This is a genomic window from Saccharopolyspora pogona (genome assembly GCF_014697215.1).
GTDB lineage: Bacteria > Actinomycetota > Actinomycetes > Mycobacteriales > Pseudonocardiaceae > Saccharopolyspora > Saccharopolyspora hattusasensis.
Map to the genome: position 1 here is coordinate 9,078,730 of NZ_CP031142.1, position 17,937 is coordinate 9,096,666.

The following is a 17,937-nucleotide window of genomic DNA, read 5'->3' on the forward strand; positions in this document are numbered from 1 at the left end:
CTGCGCGATGCCGCCCAGCACGTCAGTGGCCGCGTCGAGGACCCGCCCACACCGCCTGCGCGGTGTCGTCGTAGAGGGTGCGCCACGGGGCCAGCACCGGGTCGGCCCCCGCCATACCAGCGGCATTGGTGTGCAGGTTCCGGCTGATCCAGCCCATGTTGTCGGCCAGCTGCTGCTGGAGTCCGTGGAACGACCGCGCGGCGCGGCGCAGTTCCTCGATGGAGACGTCGACTTCGCCGCCTGGTCCGGCGGCCGGGCCAGCCGACATCGGAACGGTCGCAGACCCGCCCGACGAACCGGCGGGGGCGTCCCAGATGGCCAGGTTCGCCTGGTGCGCGCTGTGGTAGTTCTCGTCGATCAGCGACAGCAGGTCCGCCATGTCGCCGAGGAACTCGGTCATTTCCTCGGCTTCGCGAACCCACGTCGCCCGCGCCACCTCGAAGCTCTCCGCGGCTTGTCCGGTCCAGGACGCCCGCAGCGGCCCGAGGGATCCGTCGAGATCGGCCAGCTTCGTCCGGACCTGTCCGGTGGCGTTGCGGACGCTCTCCCACGCCTCGCCAATCGCGGCGTAGCGGACAGCGAACCGGTCCATCCCGTTTCCCCATAGAACTGCGGCACCTCACGCAGTCCTATGGCACGCCAAGTCGATGATCAACCGGTTTCGGCGAACTGTGATCAGTGTGGCCGCTCGCTGCGGTACTTACCGGCCGGTCGTCGTGCTGGTCGGGCCGCGCGGCAGCGGCAAGAGCGCGGCGCTGGCCGACATCCGGCGGCGCTGCGGGACGCTGGTGCCCTACGCCGAGTCGAACCTGGAGCAGGCGGTCAAGTCGCCGCGTGCGATCGTCACCGAGCCGGCCTTCGAGCTCGGCCGCAAGTACGAGAACACCGGCCGGATCCACTTGCGCCAGCTGATGCTGTGCCTGCTGGTCGTCGGCGCGCGGCTGAACCCGGAGAACCGCGAGAAGGCGCTGGCGCAGGTGCGCGCCGCGGTCGCCGCGGACGCGGAGTTCTCCGAGCGCACGAACAACGCCGTCGACGGCGTGATCGACAGCGTGATGCAGAGCGGCGTGATCCCGTGGTGGTCCAAGCCGGCCGTCGAGACGTTGTTGCGCGGCACCGAGTCGCTGTGCTGGCGCCGGCGGCTCCGCCGTTCGCCCTGACTCCGGCGGATCGCCGGTCAGACCTGCTTTTCGATCACGTGGGTGCGCAGGTCTTCGGAGGTCTGCGCGAGGTGGTCGGTCATCGCCCGCCGGGCCCGCGCCGGGTCGCCCGACTCCAGCGCGCGCAGGATCTCGGCGTGGTGCTCGATGGCGTTGGCGCGGATCTCGGGGCCAGCGGAGGTCTCCCGCCGGCCCTCGATCAGCAACCGCCCGAACGGCTCGAACATCAGCGGGATGAACACGTTGCCGGTTGACTGCATCACGGTGTTGTGGAAAGCGACGTCGGCGGCGACGAACAACTCCACATCGTCGGTGTCGGCAGCGGTGCGCATGTCGTGCAGCTGTTCCTGCAGCTGCGTGAGGTCTTCCTCGGTCCGCTTGGCGGCGGCGAGCTCGGCGGCACCAACCTCCAGCAGCCGGCGGGCGTCGATCAGGCTCTCCGACACGACCCGGCTCGACTTGGGCGCGGTCGCGGCCCGGATCATCGGATCCAGCGCGGTCCACTGCGCGGGGGCGTTGACGTAGGTCCCGCGGCCCCGCTGGATGCGGACGACGTTCTGCACCCGGAGAGCCTTGATGGCCTCCCGAACGGTCAACCGGCTGACCGAGAACTGCTCGGCCAGCTCGCCCTCGGAGGGCAGCGCCACCCCGGGCGGATGGGTACCGTCGATGATCGCGGCGAGCAGCCGCTCGGAAATCTCCTCCGGCAGCGACACCCCGAACCCCCCAGCAAGACATCAGATGTCCAGAACCCGGCGACTGTAAACGCCCACCCGCACCCCGTCAAGGATGCGCCGGTCCAATGAGGACGCTTCGTGGGCCCCGGGGTGGTGGGTATAGTCCGGTGGGGCTGGGGTTTTTGCGGACTTGGGGTTTTTTGATGACTGGTCGGGCTCCTGTGGTTGAGTTGCTGCGGTAGCAGCAGGGCACCGCCACCGCCGGGGAGCGGAAGGTCTGCCGGTAGTTGCTGGCCGACTACCCGCTGGCCGGGCTGGAGCCCGTGGCCCGGCTCTCGCCGCCCGGGCCGGGCTCAGCGCGACGACCGCATCGATGGCGCGCGCGAGCGCGATCAATGCGGCGAAGGTGCACGTGGTGGTCCACCAGCGGCAGGCCGTCGATGACCACCGCGAGGTCCTCAGTAGACACCCGTGATCCTCCGGGTGCGTTCCGCGTCGTCGAGTCCCTCGAGGTGCGCGAGTTCGGCGCGCTTTAACGAGAACGGCGTGGCCAGCAGCTTCGGGTTCGATCGGGCAACGGTCGCTCCAGCTGGCGGCGAGCGGCGGAGCGACCGGGGGGCGACCCATCGACACGGAATGAAACATCTATTCCATATTGGCAGTCAACATCGCGTTATGAAATGAACGTGCCGTGCTTCGTCCGGGTCGGAGCGCGCGGCGCCGAGCGTGCCCGGCGGCATCCGGGGCCGAGGCGTTTCGCCTGCAGGGCCGTTTGCACTGCTAGATGCTCGTGAGCGTTGGGGTGCTGTGGCGACCAGAAGCGGCGCCCGCGAGTCCCTGATCGGCCGAAACGTTGGGCTCCGCCGGACACCTGCGGGGCGGTTGAAGGCCATGCGTGACGAACGACACGATTTCGGCCTCGACCTGCCGATGAGTGTCCAATGTGGATGATTTGGGCGGCGATTCGCGGGCTTTCCGGGGCGGTTGGCTGGGCCGTTCGCGTGGCTAAATTTCGCAGCTCGGCCGCGATTCGCATGCGTCGCCGCCCCGGCGAAACCGGGGGCGACGCCGGGCGCGGCGGCCAGGTGGGGCAGGACGCCGGGGCTTCGCGCGCGTCGCGCTGTGGTCCTCGGCGTACTGACTGGTTGGTATGGGTGTGGTACTCCTTGTGGACCGCCCGGTCGGGGCGCGCTTGGAGGTGTGGTCATGGCCGATTCGCGGCACGAGTGGATGGAGCCGGGTGCGTACGAAGTCGCGCCTGGCGTGCACCGGATCCCGTTGCCCCTTCCCAACGACGGCCTGCGCGCCGTGAACGTCTACGCGATCGCCGACGGAGACACGCTGACCCTCGTCGACGGCGGCTGGGCGCTGGAGGAGTCGCGCGAACAACTCGCCACCGCGCTGCGCGGGATCGGCGCCGGGCTTGGCGACATCAGCCGGTTCCTGGTCACCCACGCACACCGCGACCACTACACCCAGGCCGTGGCGCTGCGGCGCGAGTACGGTTCCAAGGTGCTGCTTGGCGAGGACGAGCAGCACACCATCCGCACCCTGATGGACCCGGAGCACAAGCCGCTGGCCAAGCAGATCGAGCTGCTCGCCGAATGCGGCGCGAAGCCGGTGCGCGATGCGGTCGTGGCCGCCCGCGAGGACGGCCCGCGCGGCCCGCATTTCTGGGAAGAACCCGACGAGTGGATCGGGAAGTCCACCGACATCACCCTCGCCGATCGGCCCCTGCGCGCCGTGGCCACGCCGGGCCACACCCGTGGGCACCTGGTGTTCATCGACGATTCCGCCGAGCTGATGTTCGCCGGCGACCACGTGCTGCCGCACATCACGCCGTCCGTCGGCTTCGAGCAGGCCCCCAGCGAGGTTCCGCTGCGCGACTACCTGGCGTCGCTGCGGCTCGTCCGCGCGATGCCCGACATGCGGCTGCTGCCCGCGCACGGCCCGGCCACCGACAGCGTCCACCGACGCGTCGACGAACTCCTCGACCACCACGACACCCGCCTGGACGCGACCGCTGCAATCGTCGAGAAGGGCGCGAGCACCGCGTACGAGGTGGCTCGGGCGTTGACCTGGACCCGCCGCGAGCGGACCTTCGACGAACTCGGCGATCCCTTCAACCAGATGATGGCGGTGCTGGAAACCGCCGCCCACCTGGACGTGCTGAGCCTGCAGGGGAGGCTCGCGAAGGAAGAGGTCGAAGGGGTCGTGCACTACTCGCTGGCCTGACGGGTGCCGACCAGGAACGGCAGCACGCACCGCGAGCACGCCGCCGACGATGGCCAGCGTGCCGTAGCTCGTCGAGGCCATTACGACGCCGCTGGACAGCCCGGCCGTCGCGCCGGACAGCGAGACGGCCAGGTCGACCCGGCCCTGCACGCGGGCCCGGTTCGCCAGCGGTGCGACAGCGCGGTCAGCAGCAGCGCCGCCCGCCGTAGACCACGGCGGAGAGCAGGAAGGTCCGGACGACGCCGGTAGGCCGATGGATTCGGCCGCCGAACCGGTGGCTCCGGTGAGGTTCGGGCCGAGCACCGCGCCGCCGGTGGTCGCCAGCAGCACGATGCTCAACGCGCGTCCGCGGCGGGCAGGGTCCGCCAAGTCGGCACCCGCGTAGCGGGCCTGCGGGTTCGTCGTCGTTCCCGCGCCGTAGGGCAGGAACGAGACCGGCAGCAGGACAGGGCTGTCCAGCAGGACCGCGGCCACGATCCCGAGCGCGCCGAGCGCGCCGATGGCGTAGCCGGCCGCGAGGCCGTGGCGGCGGTCGCCGCGTTGCGACAACCGGCCGATCAGCAGCGATGCCGCGGCGGCGCCGAGCGTGAACAGCGCGCCGGTGAGGCCTGCCCAGCGCTTGGATTCGAGCATGTTCTCGGCCAGCAGCGCCCCGACGACCACACCGGAGGACAACCCGGCACCGGCCAGGACCTGCGAGGACACCAGTGCCCGGATTGTCCTGCACTGAACGTGTTGTCGGGTTCGGGCGGCGGCGCTCGCCGTCAGATCATCGTCGACGGCCACTCCTGGTCGCCCGCGGCAGGCAGCGGCGGACGGGCTGCGGAAGGGGCGCGACGCGGCAGCATGGTCATTGTTCATCCTCCCGCCGTCGCCTGGGGATAACCTTCCGTAATCGCCGGATGTTGCTGTGCGTGCAGGAAAATCACTCGGTCGCCGCGTACGGTGACGATCCCCGGCATGCAAGGCTGTAGGGGCCCTTCTGGGGCTTGAGGCAATTGGGGGGCGGGTACCTCGTTGGGGTCGAAGGGAACGTCGCTAGGAGCTCGTCATGTTGAGCAGGCACGAGCGGGACAGGTTGGCGGAGATCGAATCCGCGCTGGTGTCCGGTGAACCTCGGCTGGCGGAGAAGTTCGACCGGTTCGACGGTGGTCGGAGCTGGGGCGGAGCACGCCGGGTCCTGTTGTTCCTGATGCTTGCCCTCGTGGCGTTGCTGGCGTTGTTGTGCCTGGTGAGCGGGCTGGTGCTGAGCTCGATCACGTTGGCCCTGAGCGCCGTTGCGGGCGCCGTCGGCGTTTGGTGGCACGCCAGGCGGAACCGGCACCGATGAGATCCTGCTTGTCTTATGTGGACGATTCACGGAGTCGGGCGCGGGAGTGCTTGCAGCACCGTGTCGGGCTCGACGAAGACGCCATCGGGCAGGCTGTCGATGCGTTCCAGGTGCGCCGCCGGCGCGCCCAGGGCGACGCATTGCTGGTAGATCTCCTGCTTGGTGGCGGGGAAGTGCACGTGGCAGAGGAACCTGAGCAGTTCTCCGCGGTCGGGTACGGGCATCTTCGCTCCCACCGGTCGAGCCGGTAGTGTCGACAACCGACTACCCACCCCGCGTGGCGGGCACACGCGGTGCCGCGATGACCGGACGGATGTTTCGGGTGGGTCGACGGTGACCCGCAGTCGGGCGGGTTCGGGCATCACTGACTGGTGCCTCCTCGGGTCTGGTGCCTCCTCGGGCCTGGTGCGCGGTTTCCATTGAACCCGCCCCTTCGATTTCAATTGGAAATTGCGGATTTGATCTCTGATGGGGTCGTGCGGGGGCGTGGTGAGCCGGCCCTCGCGGACCGGGGCGCCGATGCACTCCCGGGGGCCGACACCGTCGGCGGGGATGGCGGAAAGCCCTGGTGAGCGCGCTTTCCGAATCGGGCATGCGGCGCGTCCTGGTGGTGCTGTGCGTCACCGAGATCACCAGCTGAGGCGTGCTGTTCTACGCCTTCCCCGCGCTGGCGCCGACGATCAGCTCGGACACCGGCTGGTCGGTCGCCGTGCTGACGGCCGCGTTCTCGACGTGCCAGATCGTCGCGGCTGGCCCGCTCCGGGGCCGCGCCCGGTGATGGCGGCGGATTCGGTGCTGGCCGTTCCGGCCCTGATCGGCGTCGCCGCCGCGCCGAACCTGGTCTGGTACTTCGCCGCCTGGATCATCGCCGGCTTCGCAGTGTCCGGCGTGCTCTACCAGCCGGCGTTCGCCGCCCTGACGAGGTGGTGGGGTCCGCGGCGACGGCCATCGGCGATCGTTGGGGCGCGGCGCAGCGGCTCACCGGGATGCTCTCCGCGCCGGTCCAGGTGGCCATCGCCTTGTCGCCGTGGTGCGGCGCGGCGCTGGCGGCGCTACTCGGCGGTGTTCGCGGTGCTGGCAACGCTCGCCGGGTTCGCCGCGCTGATCTCCCTGGCGTCGATGCCCGCAAGAGCTCCTTGATCGTCCACAGTGGTCAGATGCCGGCCATTTCCCGGGCCGCGATGGCGATGGCGGATGCGTCGATGCCCGCCTGCCCCAACAGCTCGGCCGGGGTGCCGGAACCGGGCATGCCGCGCACCGCCAGCACGCGCACCGGGGCGCCGGTGCCCGCCAGGGCGCTGAGCACGGCCTCCCCGAGGCCGCCCTCCGGCCAGTGGTCCTCGGCGGTGATCAGCCCGCCGGTCTCGGCGGCGGCCCGGCGCAGCGCCTCTGCGTCCACCGGTTTGATCGAGTACAGATCGATGACGCGGGCCTGGATTCCTTCCCTGGCAAGCGTTTCCGCCGCGCTGAGCGCCTCGTGCAGGGTGATGCCCGCGCCGACGAGCGTGACGTCGTCGCCGTCGCGCACCACCCGCGAGCCGCCGATGGGGAAGTCCTCGCCCGGTTCGTAGATCACTCGCGTGGCGCCGCGGGTGGTCCGCACGTAGCTGATCCCGGTCCGGTCGGCCATCTCCTCGACCAGCCGCACGGTCTGGTTGGCGTCGCACGGGTAGAGCACCGCGCTGCCGTGCACCGCGCGGAACGCCGCGAGATCCTCCAGCGCCATCTGCGACGGCCCGTCCTCGCCGATGGACACTCCCGCGTGTGAGCCCATCAGACGCAGGTTCGCCCGGCTCACCGCGGCCATCCGGATGAAGTCGTAGGCGCGGGTGAGGAACGCGGCGAACGTCGAGGCGAACGGCACCCAGCCGCGCACCTGCATGCCGATCGCCGCGGCAATCAGCTGCTGCTCGGCGATGTACATCTCGAAGTAGCGGTCCGGGTGGGCATCGCGGAACAGCTCCGCGAACGTCGAGTTCGACACCTCGCCGTCCATCGCCACCACGTCGCCGCGCCGGTCGCCGAGGGCACGCAGCGCCTCGCCGTAGGCCTTGCGGGTGGCGACCTCGGTGCCGAGCTCGAACGCGGGCAGCCCGCCGCCGGTCACGGGGAAGACGTGGGGCGTCTCGTCGCTGGTCGGCTTGGCGTAGTTGACCCGCAGGTCGCGGATGCCGCCGAGTTCGCGGATCGCCTCGTCGGGGTGCACCAGCGGCTTGCCGTGGAAGCCCGGCTTGTCCTCGACCTCGGCGACGCCCTTGCCCTTCTTGGTGGCCGCCAGCACGGCGACCGGTCGCCCGTCACCGGCCTCGGCATCCTTCAGCGCCTCTTCGATCTGCTCCGGGTCGTGGCCGTCGATCTCGATGGTGCGCCACCCGGCCGCGATCGCCCGGGCGGCGTAGGCGTCGAGGTCCCAGCCGTGCATCGTCTGCCCGGTCTGGCCGAGCCGGTTGACGTCGATCAGCGCGATGAGGTTGTCCAGCCGCTCGTGCCCGGCGTGCTCCAGCGCTTCCCAGACCGAACCCTCGGCCATCTCGCTGTCGCCGCAGAGCACCCACACCCGGTACGGCAGCCGGTCCAGCCGCTGCGCCGCGAGCGCCAGGCCCACCCCGATCGGCAACCCCTGCCCGAGCGAACCGGTCGCGACGTCGACCCAGGGCAGCACCGGTGTCGGGTGGCCCTCCAGGCGGCTGCCGAACTTGCGGAAGGTGAGCAGCTCGCCGTCGTCGATCGCGCCGACCGCCTTCAGGCACGAGTAATACAGCGGCGAAGCGTGGCCCTTGGAGAAGATCAGGTGGTCGTTGCGCGGATCGTGCGGCTTGGCGAAGTCCAGCCGCAGGTGGCCGTCCAGCAGCGCGGCCATCAGGTCAGCGGCGGACATGGACGACGTGGGGTGCCCGGAACCGGCGGCGCTGCTGGCGCGCACGGAGTCGACCCGCAGCTGCTGCGCCAGCTCGAAGCGGAAGGTCAGATGGTCCATGCCACGGGAGTTGCCCGCAGACACCACCGGTGAAACCAACACCAGCGGATCACGGTTTCAATTGAAACCGTGATCCCATGCCGGCGCCCTGCGTGTCAGGTGGGGTCGGAGTTGCTCAGACCGGAGAGCAGGCGCTTGATCACCTCGGGATCGATCTCGGCCGTTTCGTCGACCGGGTGTTCGGCCTGGCCCGCCCGCCTGTTGCGGGAGCGGCGGGGCAGCGGCACCGCGTTCGCCGAGACACCACCCGGCAGCGGCACCTCGCACCACACGAGCACGCCGCCGCCGCGCAAGGCGGCCGCACCGCAGTGGCCGTTGGCGAAACCGGGCGCCATGGCCGGTGGGGCCTTCGCCTGCTCGTCCTCGACCTCGGCCACGAGGCTCTCGCCGCTGAGGCGCAGCCGGACGGTGATGAAGCCGGGGGAGTCGGGGGCGGCGCTGTCGACCGCCGCGGTCACGAGCGCGGTGGTGAGCTGGGACGTCTCGTCGATCAGTTCCCGCAGGGACCACTCGGCGAGGGTGAACTGGACGAACATCTCAGTGCAGTTCACGGCGCTGGGCAGCGCAATGAGCCGCAGGTCGTCGACTTGTGTGGTCTGGGTGTTCACCTGGTTGTCGTCCTCCGTCCGCTGTGCGCCATCACCCGCGAGCCTTATTTTGCCAACTCAGGTGGGTGGCTTGTCTACAGGGGGCGGTGAGTTCTCGAATCGCCGCTCGTGGCTCGGTTTCCGGGTGTCGTGTCGATTTCTCCGGCGTGCGCACCGCGCCGGCGACCGGTCGGCCCCGCCCGGCGGTGCGCCTCAGGTGACTCGGTGCATGTCGCCATCCTTCGACTGTCTGTTGTGGACGATCGTCGACGAATCTCGTTCCGGCGCAGCATGTTTCGGCGCTGGACGGGGAACGCGTCGAGCACCGTGCGGGTCGCTGCCAGTGGTCTGGCCAGAAACGTACGGCACGAATCGCGTTTGGTACAGACCGGTACGTATCGGTTCCGCTACAGAAGTTCCAGCCCGATGCCCAGGAGGGTTCCGAGCGGGTCGGGTGTCCGCGGATGATCTGTCCGCGGACACCCGATCGAGTTACGCGAGGGCGTCCAGGCCCTCCCACATCGCCTTGCCGATCAGCTCGATCTCCGACTCGCTGATGATCAGCGGCGGCGAGACCGCCAGCGCCTTGCCCAGCGGGCGCACGATCACGCCGAAGTCGCGGATCGCGAGCTGCGCGCGGGTCAGCGCGCCGGGGTCGGCGGCCAGCAGGTCGGGGGCCAGTTCAACCGCGCCGAGCAGGCCCACGCCGCCGCGCACCTCGCCCACGGCGGGGTGGTCGGCGAGCTGCCGCAGCGCGTCGCGCAGCGGGCGCTCCAGCTCGTCGGCCCGCGGCAGCAGCTTCTCGCGCTCCAGGATGTCGATGTTGGCCAGCGCGGCGGCGGCCACCGTGGGGTGCCCGGAGTAGGTCGCGCCGTGCCGGAACGGGCGGCCCGGGTGGTTCCAGAACGGCTCGGCCACCCGCTCGGCGATCACCACGCCGCCCAGCGGCAGGTATCCGCTGGTCACGCCCTTGGCGAAGGTGATCATGTCGGGCTGCAGGCCCCACCGCTCCACGCCGAACCAGCTGCCGACCCGGCCGAACCCGCAGATCACCGAGTCGGCGACGAACAGGATCTCGTGCTCGGCGCAGATCTTGGCGACCGCCTCCAGGTAGCCAGGCTCCGGCGGGTACAGCCCGCCGGCGCCCATCACCGGCTCGGCGAAGAACGCCGCCACCCGGTCGGCACCGAGCCGGTCGATGGCCTCCCGGAGGCTCTCGGCGTCGTCGTGGGCGACCCGGCTGGCCTCCGGCACGAGCTGGCCGAACCCGGCCTGGTTGGCCTCGATCCCACCAATGCTGGTGCCCATGCCGTTGGTGCCGTGGTAGGCGTTGCCGCGGCTGAGGATGTGGGTGCGCTGCGGCTGCCCGCGCTGCGCCCAGTACTGCCGGGCCAGCTTGGCGGCGGTGTCGATCGACTCGCCGCCACCGGTGGTGAGGAAGATCTTCGCGCCTTCCATCGGCGCGAGCTGGGAGAGCCGGTCGGCCAGAGCCTCGGCCGGTGGATTGGTGAAGTCGTTGAATACGAAGTAGGACTCGAGCTCGCGCATCTGGGCGGCGGCGGCCTCGACGATCTCGGTGCGGCCGTGGCCGACGTTGGCGTACCACAGGCTCGCGGTGCCGTCGAGGTAGCGGCGTCCCTCCTGGTCGTAGATCCAGACCCCGTCGGCCTTGCTGACGCAGAACTGGTTGTTCTTGACCTGGGACATGTCCGCGAACGGGTGCCACAACGCGGTGTTGCGCGGTGCTGTCGACATGCGTTCCTCCTTCGTGTCGCGCCCCCAGCTTCGTCGGCCCACCCGCCGGTACGCCAGTGCCAAAACGCCGAAATTCGCCGGACCGGTTGGCCAGATCGCCACGAGCGGGACAGAGCTCGTTGCTGCGGTGCTGGTCACAGACGGGACTTTGGCCTCTGCTGGCGGGATGCCACCGACGGCACGGTCGTGGTGCTTGCCCGTCGTGGAGGTGATCAACGCATGAACTGGTACCCGATGCTCCGTCGGCAGCTGCACGAAGCCGCCGACGAGCGCCCGTGGACACCGGAGGAGGTGGCCGCGCTGGCCGAAGCGGTGCGCCGGGCGCCTTCCGTGCACAATACGCAGCCCTGGTCGCTGCGGGTGCAGGGGCGGGCTGCCAGGTTGCGGATGCGTTCGATGCCGGAGCTGGTCCAGCACGATCCGGACGGTCGCAACCGGCGGATGTCGTGCGGCGCGGCGGTCGCCAACCTGGCGATCGCGATGCGCGCGCTCGGCTGGGCGACCGACGTGCGCTGGTACACCGACGAGCACGGGGACGGCGAGGGGACCGTCGTCGGCACCTACCGGCAGCCGCCGAGCGCGATCGACCGGCAACGCCGACGGGCCATCGACCGTCGGAGCAGCTTCCGGCGCCCCTTCGCCGACCGGCGCATCCCGCACCTGGCGCGCACCACCGTGGTTGCCGCGTCGACCACGCAGGCGACCTGGGTGCACGGGCCGATGGAGGAGCAGGCGCTGGCGCGGCTGCTCGCCTACGCCGCGCGAGCCCACCACGACGACAAGAACTACCAGCGCGAGCTGGGTGCCTGGATCGCACCGTTCTCGGACGAGGGGCTGCCCGAGGACGCGCTGTCCGAGCGCGGGCTGCCCGCGATCGGGTTGGCGACCGGTGCCACCCGGCTGCCGGACCAGGCACAGATCGCGAAGTGGGTGGCGAAGGAGTCGGTGCTGGTCTTCAGCACGATCACCGACGACCCGCGGGATCACCTGCTAGCGGGCGAGGCCGCCGAGCGGGCCTGGCTGGAGGCGACGCGGCTGGGTCTGGTCGCGTCGGTGATGACCCAGCCGCTGCGGCTGTCCGAGGTCCGCTCTGCGCTGAGCGACGAGCTCGACCTCGGCGTGGTGCCGCAGCTGCTGATGCGGATCGGCTACCCCGCTGCGATCCCGGTGCCGCGGGCGAGCCGCCGGCCGCTGCCGGACGTCTTCGGCTGACCGTCCACTGTGGTCAATAAGCCTCGACGGCCGCCGCGTGGTCGAGCCAGGGCAACCGGTCGAACCGCGTCGATGCCGGGCTTCCCGACGTCGACCACCAGGGCGACGTGCTGCCGGCCGGACGGGACGAACTCGGCGTCGATCCCGGCCGGGTCGAAGCCGAGCATCGGCGCGGCGGTCCGCCCCGCCGCCCGCGCGCAAGCACGTCGCGGACGCGGGGATGGCGCATCGGTGCGAGGTCGGCAGTGGTGACATCCTCGATTCCGTGCGTGCCGGAGCGGATGTGTACCTGATGCCGCCGATCCAGCATGACTGGAAACGGCACAACCTGCGTGCGTGTCTTGCGCAGGTGCGCGAGGCGCCGACCGCGCGCAGCAAGGTGTTGCCGGACAACGACGAACCGCGCCTCGGGAAGCGGCTGGACCTGGTGATGGCCGCCTTGACGCACTGCCGGGAGCGCACCGCCGCGGAGTACCGGGCGCTGCTCGCGCGGGCGGGGCTGCGTGTCGAGAGCCACATCGCCACCGGCTCGGCTTCCAGCATGGTGGTCGCCGTGCTCGGCTGATGGTGCGTCCGGTTGGTGGGAAGCGCGGATCACCCGATTGACATGCCGCTGCTGCTCTGTTGCGATTGATTCGTGATGTTCCCGGTGTTCACGAAGCGGCGGCACGTGGATTTCCGCCGCGTGTCGGCCCAAGCGTGTCGTCCCTAGCGCTCCGCCAGCCCGGTTTCCGCCGCAGCGCGGAGATCCGGATCAGCAACAGTCCGCAGTGGACTGGAAGTCTCGGACTCAGGGAGCACATGTGTCCAGCGTTCTCGTAATCTCCGGCAGCCCGTCGCGCACTTCGAAGACCGAACGGATCGGCGAGCACGTCGCCCAGCGACTCGCGACCTCCGGCCGCACCGCCGACCACCTGCGCGTCCGCACCTTGCCCGCGGATGCGCTGCTCGGCGCCGACACCCGCGCCCCGGCGATCGCCGACGCCATCGGCAAGGTCGTCGAGGCCGACGGCATCGTGCTGGCCACCCCCACGTACAAGGCGGCGTATTCCGGACTGCTCAAGGCCTTCCTGGACCTGCTGCCGCAGTTCGGCTTCGCCGGCAAGGCGGTGCTGCCGCTGGCCACCGGCGGCACCATCGCCCACGTCCTGGCCATCGACTACGCGCTGCGCCCGGTCGTGCACTCGCTGGGCGCCCGCCACGCGGTGCAGAGCTTCTTCCTGCTGGACAAGCACATCTCGGTGGTGGACGACCAGCTCAGCGTCCACCCGGACAGCGCGGAGCCGCTGGCGGACGTGATCGAACAGTTCAGCAAGGCCCTCGACGGCGTCCCGCATTCCACGGTGCTAGGCCGCACGGCGTAGTCCAACGAGGTGAAGGGCGCCTTCTGCCGGGCAGGTCGGCAGAAGGCGCCCGTGAGTGGTTTTGGGGGCTATAGTAACGGAAAACACTCACGAGGGCATCGCCTCGACGGCGCAGGGCTTCGAGGTTCCGGAGTTGGGCGTATGTGAAGGGCACCTCTTGCCATGCAAACTGGACAGCCACGCAAACTGGACAGCCACGCAAACTGGACAGCCACGCAAACTGGGAAAAGATGCCCTCCACGCTTCACTTGATCGGGTCAGCGGAGTTCGGGTGGGTTCGTTTCGGAGGTCTGGATCGCCGAGGCTTCGACGCCCCACTTGCGCACGATCCGCTCGTAGCTGCCGTCCGCGATCAGTTTGTTCACCGCCGCCTGCAGTGCTGGCGCCAGCGGCGAGCCCTTGTCCAGCGCGAACCCGACGTTCAGGCGCCGGAACTCATTGAGGAACCGCAGGTTCGGCTGCCGGCCGACGGTGTAGCGCAGGCCGTTGATCGTGCTCATCAGCACGTCGACCTTGCCCTGCTGCAAGGCGGAGAACTGCGCGCTCATCTCCTTGAAGACCAGCACCTGGTAGGCCGGTCGGCCCAGCTCGCCGCAGCGGTGCTGGTTAGCGGGGCGATTCTGGTGACGAGGAAGTTTGAGCAGGAGCCGATGCTGTTCTCGGACTTGCCTTGGCCCACGTCGGCGACTTCACCGCAGCGTTCGCCCATCGGCACCGCGCTGCCGAGATCGATGCGCCCTTCGCGCGGGGCTATGCCTTGACCAACCTTGGGTCCGCATATCTTCACGCAGGGAAATCGACAAGGCGGTGCAGACCTACCGCGAGGCGGCGGAGCACCGCCACGCCATTGGGCACCAGCTGGGCAGAGCAACCAGCCTCACCAAGCTAGGCGAAGCTCTGCACGCCGCCAGTGATACCGACGGAGCTCGGGAAGCCTGGCAGCCTGCGCTCGCGGTACTGGAACAACTCGGCCACCCCGACATTCGAGCTGGTTTGCGACCACGCTTCCCACGCAGCGTCACCTGGGCGGTTCAAGCGTTGATCTCGGGATGTCACCCGACGTTTTGGCTGGTTGGGGCCCGTGAGTGGTTTTGGGGGCTACAGCGCCTGAAACCACTCACGGCACCTGGCCTGGGGATACGTTGGGCTGGGGCGCGGTGTGACCAGTCGCCGGAGGTGTTACAGCGGGCCGTCGATCCAGTTCTGGAGCAACGGGGCAGTTATTGCTATCAGGTTCTCCTTCGGTTCCGCGCTGATCGCTTTGGTTCGGAGGACCAGGCGGGCCGCTCCGAGGCCCATCAGGTGGCTGCAGACCAGTTCCGCTCGGAGGCGGGCCTTCGGGCCCGTCAGGCGCTTCGTCAGGCGGGTGACCAGTTGGCGTTCGAAGTTCGCGCGGAACTGGGCTCCCGCCGGTCGCGACGACGTGAACACCGCACGCACGAGCGGGTCGCCCTGGGTTCGGTCGTGGTAGTCCAGCAGCGTTCGGACCAGGTGTTCGCCGAGGTCGGGCAGTTCGCAGTCCAGCAGGCGCTCCGCGTCCTGCTCGAAGCCCGATGCCTCGGCGAACAGGCTTTCCTTGCTGCCGAAGTACTTCATCACCAGGGCCGCGCTGACCTCGGCGTCCGCCGCGATGTCGCGCAGCGTCACGTCGGCGTAACCGCACGACGAGAAGCGGCGGCGCGCCGCCTTGAGGATGGCTTCGCGGGTGGCGCACGCGTCGCGCCGCTGGTCCTCGTCGACCGCTGTGGCCGGAGCCGTGCTGGGCATGTCGTTCAGGCTAGCGCGACGTCCCGAGCGTGGTCGCCACCTTGGCGGTAACAGGCGCGTACCGGCGGGTCCTCGGGGTCGCCGCGGCGATCAGCGCGGCCAGCAGCGCCGCCGCACCCGCCACCAGGAACACCCATGAGTAGGCGAACGCCGACGGGTAGTTCACGCCGGCGATCTGCACCACCGATCCGGTCGTCAGCGCGACCACGATGGCGCTGCAGCTGGACGTGCCGATGGACCGGGCCAGGCTGTTCAGGCTGTTCGCGGCGGCGGTTTCGGTCTGCGGCACCGCCTGCATGATCAGCGTCGGCAAGGCCCCGTAGGACAGCGCGCCGCCGATCGCGCCCACGGTCAGGTTGAACACCACCAGCGGTAGCGGGAAGTGCAGGAAGGATCCCGCGAGGTTGCCCAGCATCAGCACCGTACCGCCCAGGATCAGCGTGGTCCGCGGGCCGCGCCGCCGCGAGATCCGCGCCGACACCGGGGAGAACAAGCCCATCGCGGCGCCGATGGGCAGCAGCACCAGGCCGGTCACCACCAGCGACATGCCGAAGCCGTAGCCGGTGTCCTCCGGGGCCTGCATGATCTGCGAACCCACCAGGAACCCGGCGAACATCGCGATGCCGACCAGCACCGAGGCGATGTTGGTCAGCAGCACCGCCGGTCGCGCCGACACCCGGAGGTCCACCAGCGGCGCGCTGACGCGCAGCTCGTAGACGCCCCACACCAGGAGCAACGCCGTCGCCGCGACGAGCAGGCCGAGGATGACTCCGCTGGTCCAGCCCCATTCGTTGCCCTTGGAGATCGCCAGCAGCAGGCAGGTCAACGCCGCCGACAGCCCCACCGCGCCGACGAGGTCGAACCGGCCGCCGGTGCGCAGGGGCGATTCCGGCACCACCCGCAGGATCAGCACGATCTCGACGATCGCGAAGACCGCCGCGCCGACGAACAGCCAGTGCCAGTTCAGGTTCTCCGCCACCACCCCGGTAATCGGCAGCCCCACCGCGCCACCGATGCCCAGCGTCGCGCTCATCAGCGCCACCCCGGAACCGACCCGGTCCTCGGGTAACTCGTCGCGCATGATGCTGATGCCCAGCGGCACCACGCCGACCGCCGCGCCCTGCAGCACCCGGCCGACGAGCACGGCGGTGAAGTCGTCGCTGACGGCGCCGATCGCACTGCCCACCGCCATGGTGGCCAGCGATATCAGCAGCATCCGGCGCTTGCCGTACATGTCGCCGAGCCGACCCAGGACGGGGGCGCACACCGCGCCGGCGACCAGCGGCGCGGTGACCAGCCAGCCCGCGTTGGACGGGGACGTGTCGAGGAGCCTGGGGAATTCCAGGAGTAGCGGTACGACCAGGGTCTGCATCAACGACACCGCGATCCCGCACGATGCGAGCACCCCGATGACCAGCCTCGAACGTCGTGGTGCGGCGGGGGGAACGGGCGTGGTGCTGCTCATCGGGATCCTCGCTATCGGCGTGAACTTGTGTTCACCACGCAAGTAAACCCGTGTTCACCTGGCGCCGCAAGATGCTGCTGGTGTCGATCCAGTGTGATTTGGGAAGATTCGCCCACGGGTTCGTCCACTGTGGATAAGCCCGGGTGGGGGATTGCGACGACGGCGGTGAAGTGCGGTCTGGTCTTCGGCCGTCCCGGTGTGCATCATGCGGCTGTCCGGCGCAATGTCACCCCGGCGATGGGAAGGAGCGCGCATGCGCACCGCGTTGACCGATCTGTTGGGCATCGAAAGTCCGCTGGTGAGCTTCAACCGCTCACCCGGCGTGGTCGCGGCCGTGACCAACGCGGGCGGCATCGGGGTACTGGCCGCGACCGGCTACACCCCGGAAGAACTCGACGCCCAGCTCACCTGGATCGAAGAACAGGTCGACGGCCGCCCCTACGGCGTCGACGTGCTGGTGCCCGGCAAGACCGCCACCGGCGACCCGGCCGACTACCCGGCCAGCCTGCGCGCCCAGATCCCCCAGGAGCACTACGACTTCGTCAACGCGCAGCTGGCGAAGTACGACATCCCACCGGTTGAGACCGCGCCGGCCGGCGACCGGCCAGCGTCGGCCCGGAGATCGTGCAGCCCCTGCTGGACGTCGCCTTCTCGCACCGGATCTCGCTGGTCGCAAACGCGCTGGGCACACCGCCGTCGACGATGCTGGAACGCGGCAAGGCCGACGGGGTGCCGATCGCGGCGCTGATCGGCTCGCCGAAGCACGCCCAGCGCCAGCTCGACTTGGGAGTCGACCTGCTGGTCGCGCAGGGCACCGAGGCCGGCGGGCACACCGGAACCATCGCGACCATGGTGCTGGTGCCGGAGGTCGTCGACCTCGCAGGGGACGTGCCGGTGCTGGCGGCCGGTGGTATCGCGACCGGGCGGCAGATGGCCGCATCGCTAGCGTTGGGCGCGGCCGGCGTGTGGTGCGGATCGGTGTGGTTGTCCAGCCACGAGGACATCACCTCGCCCGCGGTGAAGGCCAAGTTCCTCGCCGCGACCAGCGGTGACACGCTGCGCTCGCCGACCCGCACCGGGAAACCGGCCCGGCAGCTGCGCAGCGCGTGGCACGACGAGTGGGCGCGCCCGGACAGCCCCGCGCCGTTGCCGATGCCGCTGCAACCGATGCTGGTCGACGAGGCGTGGCGGCGCATCAACCGGGCCGCCGAAGACGGCAACGACGGCGCGAAGGCCCTGGCGTCGTTCTTCATCGGTCAGGTCGTCGGCACGTTCCAGGAGCTGCGACCGGCCGCGGACATCACCCGCGAAATCTTCGAGGATTACGCGGAAGTCCTCGCCAACCTCGGCAAACTCGCCTGATCTTGCCCCCGGGCTCGTGAGTGTTCGTTCCGGTAAGAACCGGAAC

The 17,937-nt window shown here is 69.9% G+C and carries 20 protein-coding genes and 1 pseudogene; 10 read left to right on the forward strand and 11 right to left on the reverse strand.

Annotation, left to right across the window (positions count from 1 at the left end):
• Window positions 1-22: 22 nt before the first annotated feature.
• Window positions 23-592, reverse strand: a complete 570-nt coding sequence (locus DL519_RS42890) for a WXG100 family type VII secretion target (RefSeq protein WP_190823470.1) — start codon at window positions 590-592, stop codon at window positions 23-25.
• 88 nt (window positions 593-680) lie between these two features.
• Between DL519_RS42890 and DL519_RS42895 the strand changes: the two genes are divergently transcribed.
• Entirely contained in the window at window positions 681-1,160 is a 480-nt protein-coding gene (locus tag DL519_RS42895) for an ATP-binding protein (RefSeq protein WP_223840131.1), read from the forward strand.
• 17 nt (window positions 1,161-1,177) lie between these two features.
• Here the strand turns inward: DL519_RS42895 and DL519_RS42900 are convergent, their stop codons facing one another.
• Both DL519_RS42900 and DL519_RS42905 read right to left on the reverse strand, forming a co-directional pair.
• Window positions 1,178-1,876, reverse strand: a complete 699-nt coding sequence (locus DL519_RS42900) for a FadR/GntR family transcriptional regulator (protein ID WP_190823472.1) — start codon at window positions 1,874-1,876, stop codon at window positions 1,178-1,180.
• A 259-nt stretch (window positions 1,877-2,135) separates the two neighbouring features.
• Window positions 2,136-2,306: a hypothetical protein gene (locus DL519_RS42905; RefSeq protein ID WP_190823473.1), complete on the reverse strand. Its 171-nt coding sequence runs from the start codon at window positions 2,304-2,306 to the stop codon at window positions 2,136-2,138.
• A 737-nt stretch (window positions 2,307-3,043) separates the two neighbouring features.
• Between DL519_RS42905 and DL519_RS42910 the strand changes: the two genes are divergently transcribed.
• Window positions 3,044-4,072, forward strand: coding sequence for an MBL fold metallo-hydrolase (locus DL519_RS42910; RefSeq protein WP_190823474.1), 1,029 nt, complete (start codon window positions 3,044-3,046; stop codon window positions 4,070-4,072).
• 330 nt (window positions 4,073-4,402) lie between these two features.
• Here DL519_RS42910 and DL519_RS48005 read toward each other — a convergent pair.
• A pseudogene (locus tag DL519_RS48005) lies at window positions 4,403-4,705 on the reverse strand (MFS transporter); the annotation flags it as partial.
• A gap of 418 nt (window positions 4,706-5,123) precedes the next feature.
• On the opposite strand from DL519_RS48005, the gene DL519_RS42920 reads away from it, so the two are divergent.
• Complete coding sequence (locus DL519_RS42920) at window positions 5,124-5,402, forward strand: DUF3040 domain-containing protein (protein WP_190823475.1); 279 nt, start codon at window positions 5,124-5,126, stop codon at window positions 5,400-5,402.
• Between the two features lie 26 nt (window positions 5,403-5,428).
• Here the strand turns inward: DL519_RS42920 and DL519_RS42925 are convergent, their stop codons facing one another.
• Complete coding sequence (locus DL519_RS42925; protein WP_223840132.1) at window positions 5,429-5,626, reverse strand: DUF2795 domain-containing protein; 198 nt, start codon at window positions 5,624-5,626, stop codon at window positions 5,429-5,431.
• Window positions 5,627-6,045: 419 nt separating this feature from the next.
• On the opposite strand from DL519_RS42925, the gene DL519_RS49580 reads away from it, so the two are divergent.
• Both DL519_RS49580 and DL519_RS49585 read left to right on the forward strand, forming a co-directional pair.
• A complete protein-coding gene (locus DL519_RS49580) occupies window positions 6,046-6,180 on the forward strand; it encodes a hypothetical protein (RefSeq protein WP_317891431.1) in 135 nt (44 codons plus the stop codon).
• 14 nt (window positions 6,181-6,194) lie between these two features.
• Window positions 6,195-6,542 carry a hypothetical protein gene (locus DL519_RS49585; protein WP_190823477.1) on the forward strand — a complete coding sequence of 116 codons (348 nt, stop codon included), beginning with the start codon at window positions 6,195-6,197 and terminating at the stop codon, window positions 6,540-6,542.
• A gap of 13 nt (window positions 6,543-6,555) precedes the next feature.
• On the opposite strand, the gene DL519_RS42935 is transcribed toward DL519_RS49585, so the two are convergent.
• The 3 genes from DL519_RS42935 to DL519_RS42945 form a co-directional block, all read right to left on the reverse strand.
• Window positions 6,556-8,379: a transketolase gene (locus DL519_RS42935; RefSeq protein ID WP_190824567.1), complete on the reverse strand. Its 1,824-nt coding sequence runs from the start codon at window positions 8,377-8,379 to the stop codon at window positions 6,556-6,558.
• A gap of 95 nt (window positions 8,380-8,474) precedes the next feature.
• A complete protein-coding gene (locus tag DL519_RS42940) occupies window positions 8,475-8,987 on the reverse strand; it encodes an ATP-binding protein (RefSeq protein WP_190823478.1) in 513 nt (170 codons plus the stop codon).
• Between the two features lie 471 nt (window positions 8,988-9,458).
• Window positions 9,459-10,721, reverse strand: a complete 1,263-nt coding sequence (locus tag DL519_RS42945; protein ID WP_190823479.1) for an aminotransferase family protein — start codon at window positions 10,719-10,721, stop codon at window positions 9,459-9,461.
• Window positions 10,722-10,940: 219 nt separating this feature from the next.
• Here DL519_RS42945 and DL519_RS42950 point away from each other — a divergent pair, with 219 nt between their 5' ends.
• The 3 genes from DL519_RS42950 (at window position 10,941) to ssuE (ending at window position 13,297) form a co-directional block, all read left to right on the forward strand.
• Window positions 10,941-11,933, forward strand: a complete 993-nt coding sequence (locus DL519_RS42950; protein WP_223840133.1) for an Acg family FMN-binding oxidoreductase — start codon at window positions 10,941-10,943, stop codon at window positions 11,931-11,933.
• A gap of 37 nt (window positions 11,934-11,970) precedes the next feature.
• Window positions 11,971-12,498 carry a methyltransferase gene (locus tag DL519_RS42955; protein ID WP_223840134.1) on the forward strand — a complete coding sequence of 176 codons (528 nt, stop codon included), beginning with the start codon at window positions 11,971-11,973 and terminating at the stop codon, window positions 12,496-12,498.
• 238 nt (window positions 12,499-12,736) lie between these two features.
• On the forward strand, window positions 12,737-13,297 hold the full coding sequence (gene ssuE, locus DL519_RS42960) for an NADPH-dependent FMN reductase (protein ID WP_190823481.1): 561 nt from the start codon (window positions 12,737-12,739) through the stop codon (window positions 13,295-13,297).
• A gap of 257 nt (window positions 13,298-13,554) precedes the next feature.
• On the opposite strand, the gene DL519_RS42965 is transcribed toward ssuE, so the two are convergent.
• The 3 genes from DL519_RS42965 to DL519_RS42975 form a co-directional block, all read right to left on the reverse strand.
• Window positions 13,555-13,845, reverse strand: coding sequence for a transporter substrate-binding domain-containing protein (locus tag DL519_RS42965; RefSeq protein WP_190824569.1), 291 nt, complete (start codon window positions 13,843-13,845; stop codon window positions 13,555-13,557).
• Window positions 13,846-14,476: 631 nt separating this feature from the next.
• Entirely contained in the window at window positions 14,477-15,064 is a 588-nt protein-coding gene (locus DL519_RS42970; protein ID WP_190823482.1) for a TetR/AcrR family transcriptional regulator, read from the reverse strand.
• A gap of 10 nt (window positions 15,065-15,074) precedes the next feature.
• A complete protein-coding gene (locus DL519_RS42975; protein ID WP_190823483.1) occupies window positions 15,075-16,529 on the reverse strand; it encodes an MFS transporter in 1,455 nt (484 codons plus the stop codon).
• A gap of 253 nt (window positions 16,530-16,782) precedes the next feature.
• Between DL519_RS42975 and DL519_RS49285 the strand changes: the two genes are divergently transcribed.
• Both DL519_RS49285 and DL519_RS42980 read left to right on the forward strand, forming a co-directional pair.
• Window positions 16,783-17,277, forward strand: a complete 495-nt coding sequence (locus DL519_RS49285; protein WP_263399781.1) for a nitronate monooxygenase — start codon at window positions 16,783-16,785, stop codon at window positions 17,275-17,277.
• Window positions 17,163-17,891 carry an NAD(P)H-dependent flavin oxidoreductase gene (locus tag DL519_RS42980; protein ID WP_263399845.1) on the forward strand — a complete coding sequence of 243 codons (729 nt, stop codon included), beginning with the start codon at window positions 17,163-17,165 and terminating at the stop codon, window positions 17,889-17,891. Before DL519_RS49285 ends, DL519_RS42980 begins: the two co-directional genes overlap by 115 nt.
• The last annotated feature ends 46 nt before the right edge of the window (window positions 17,892-17,937 follow it).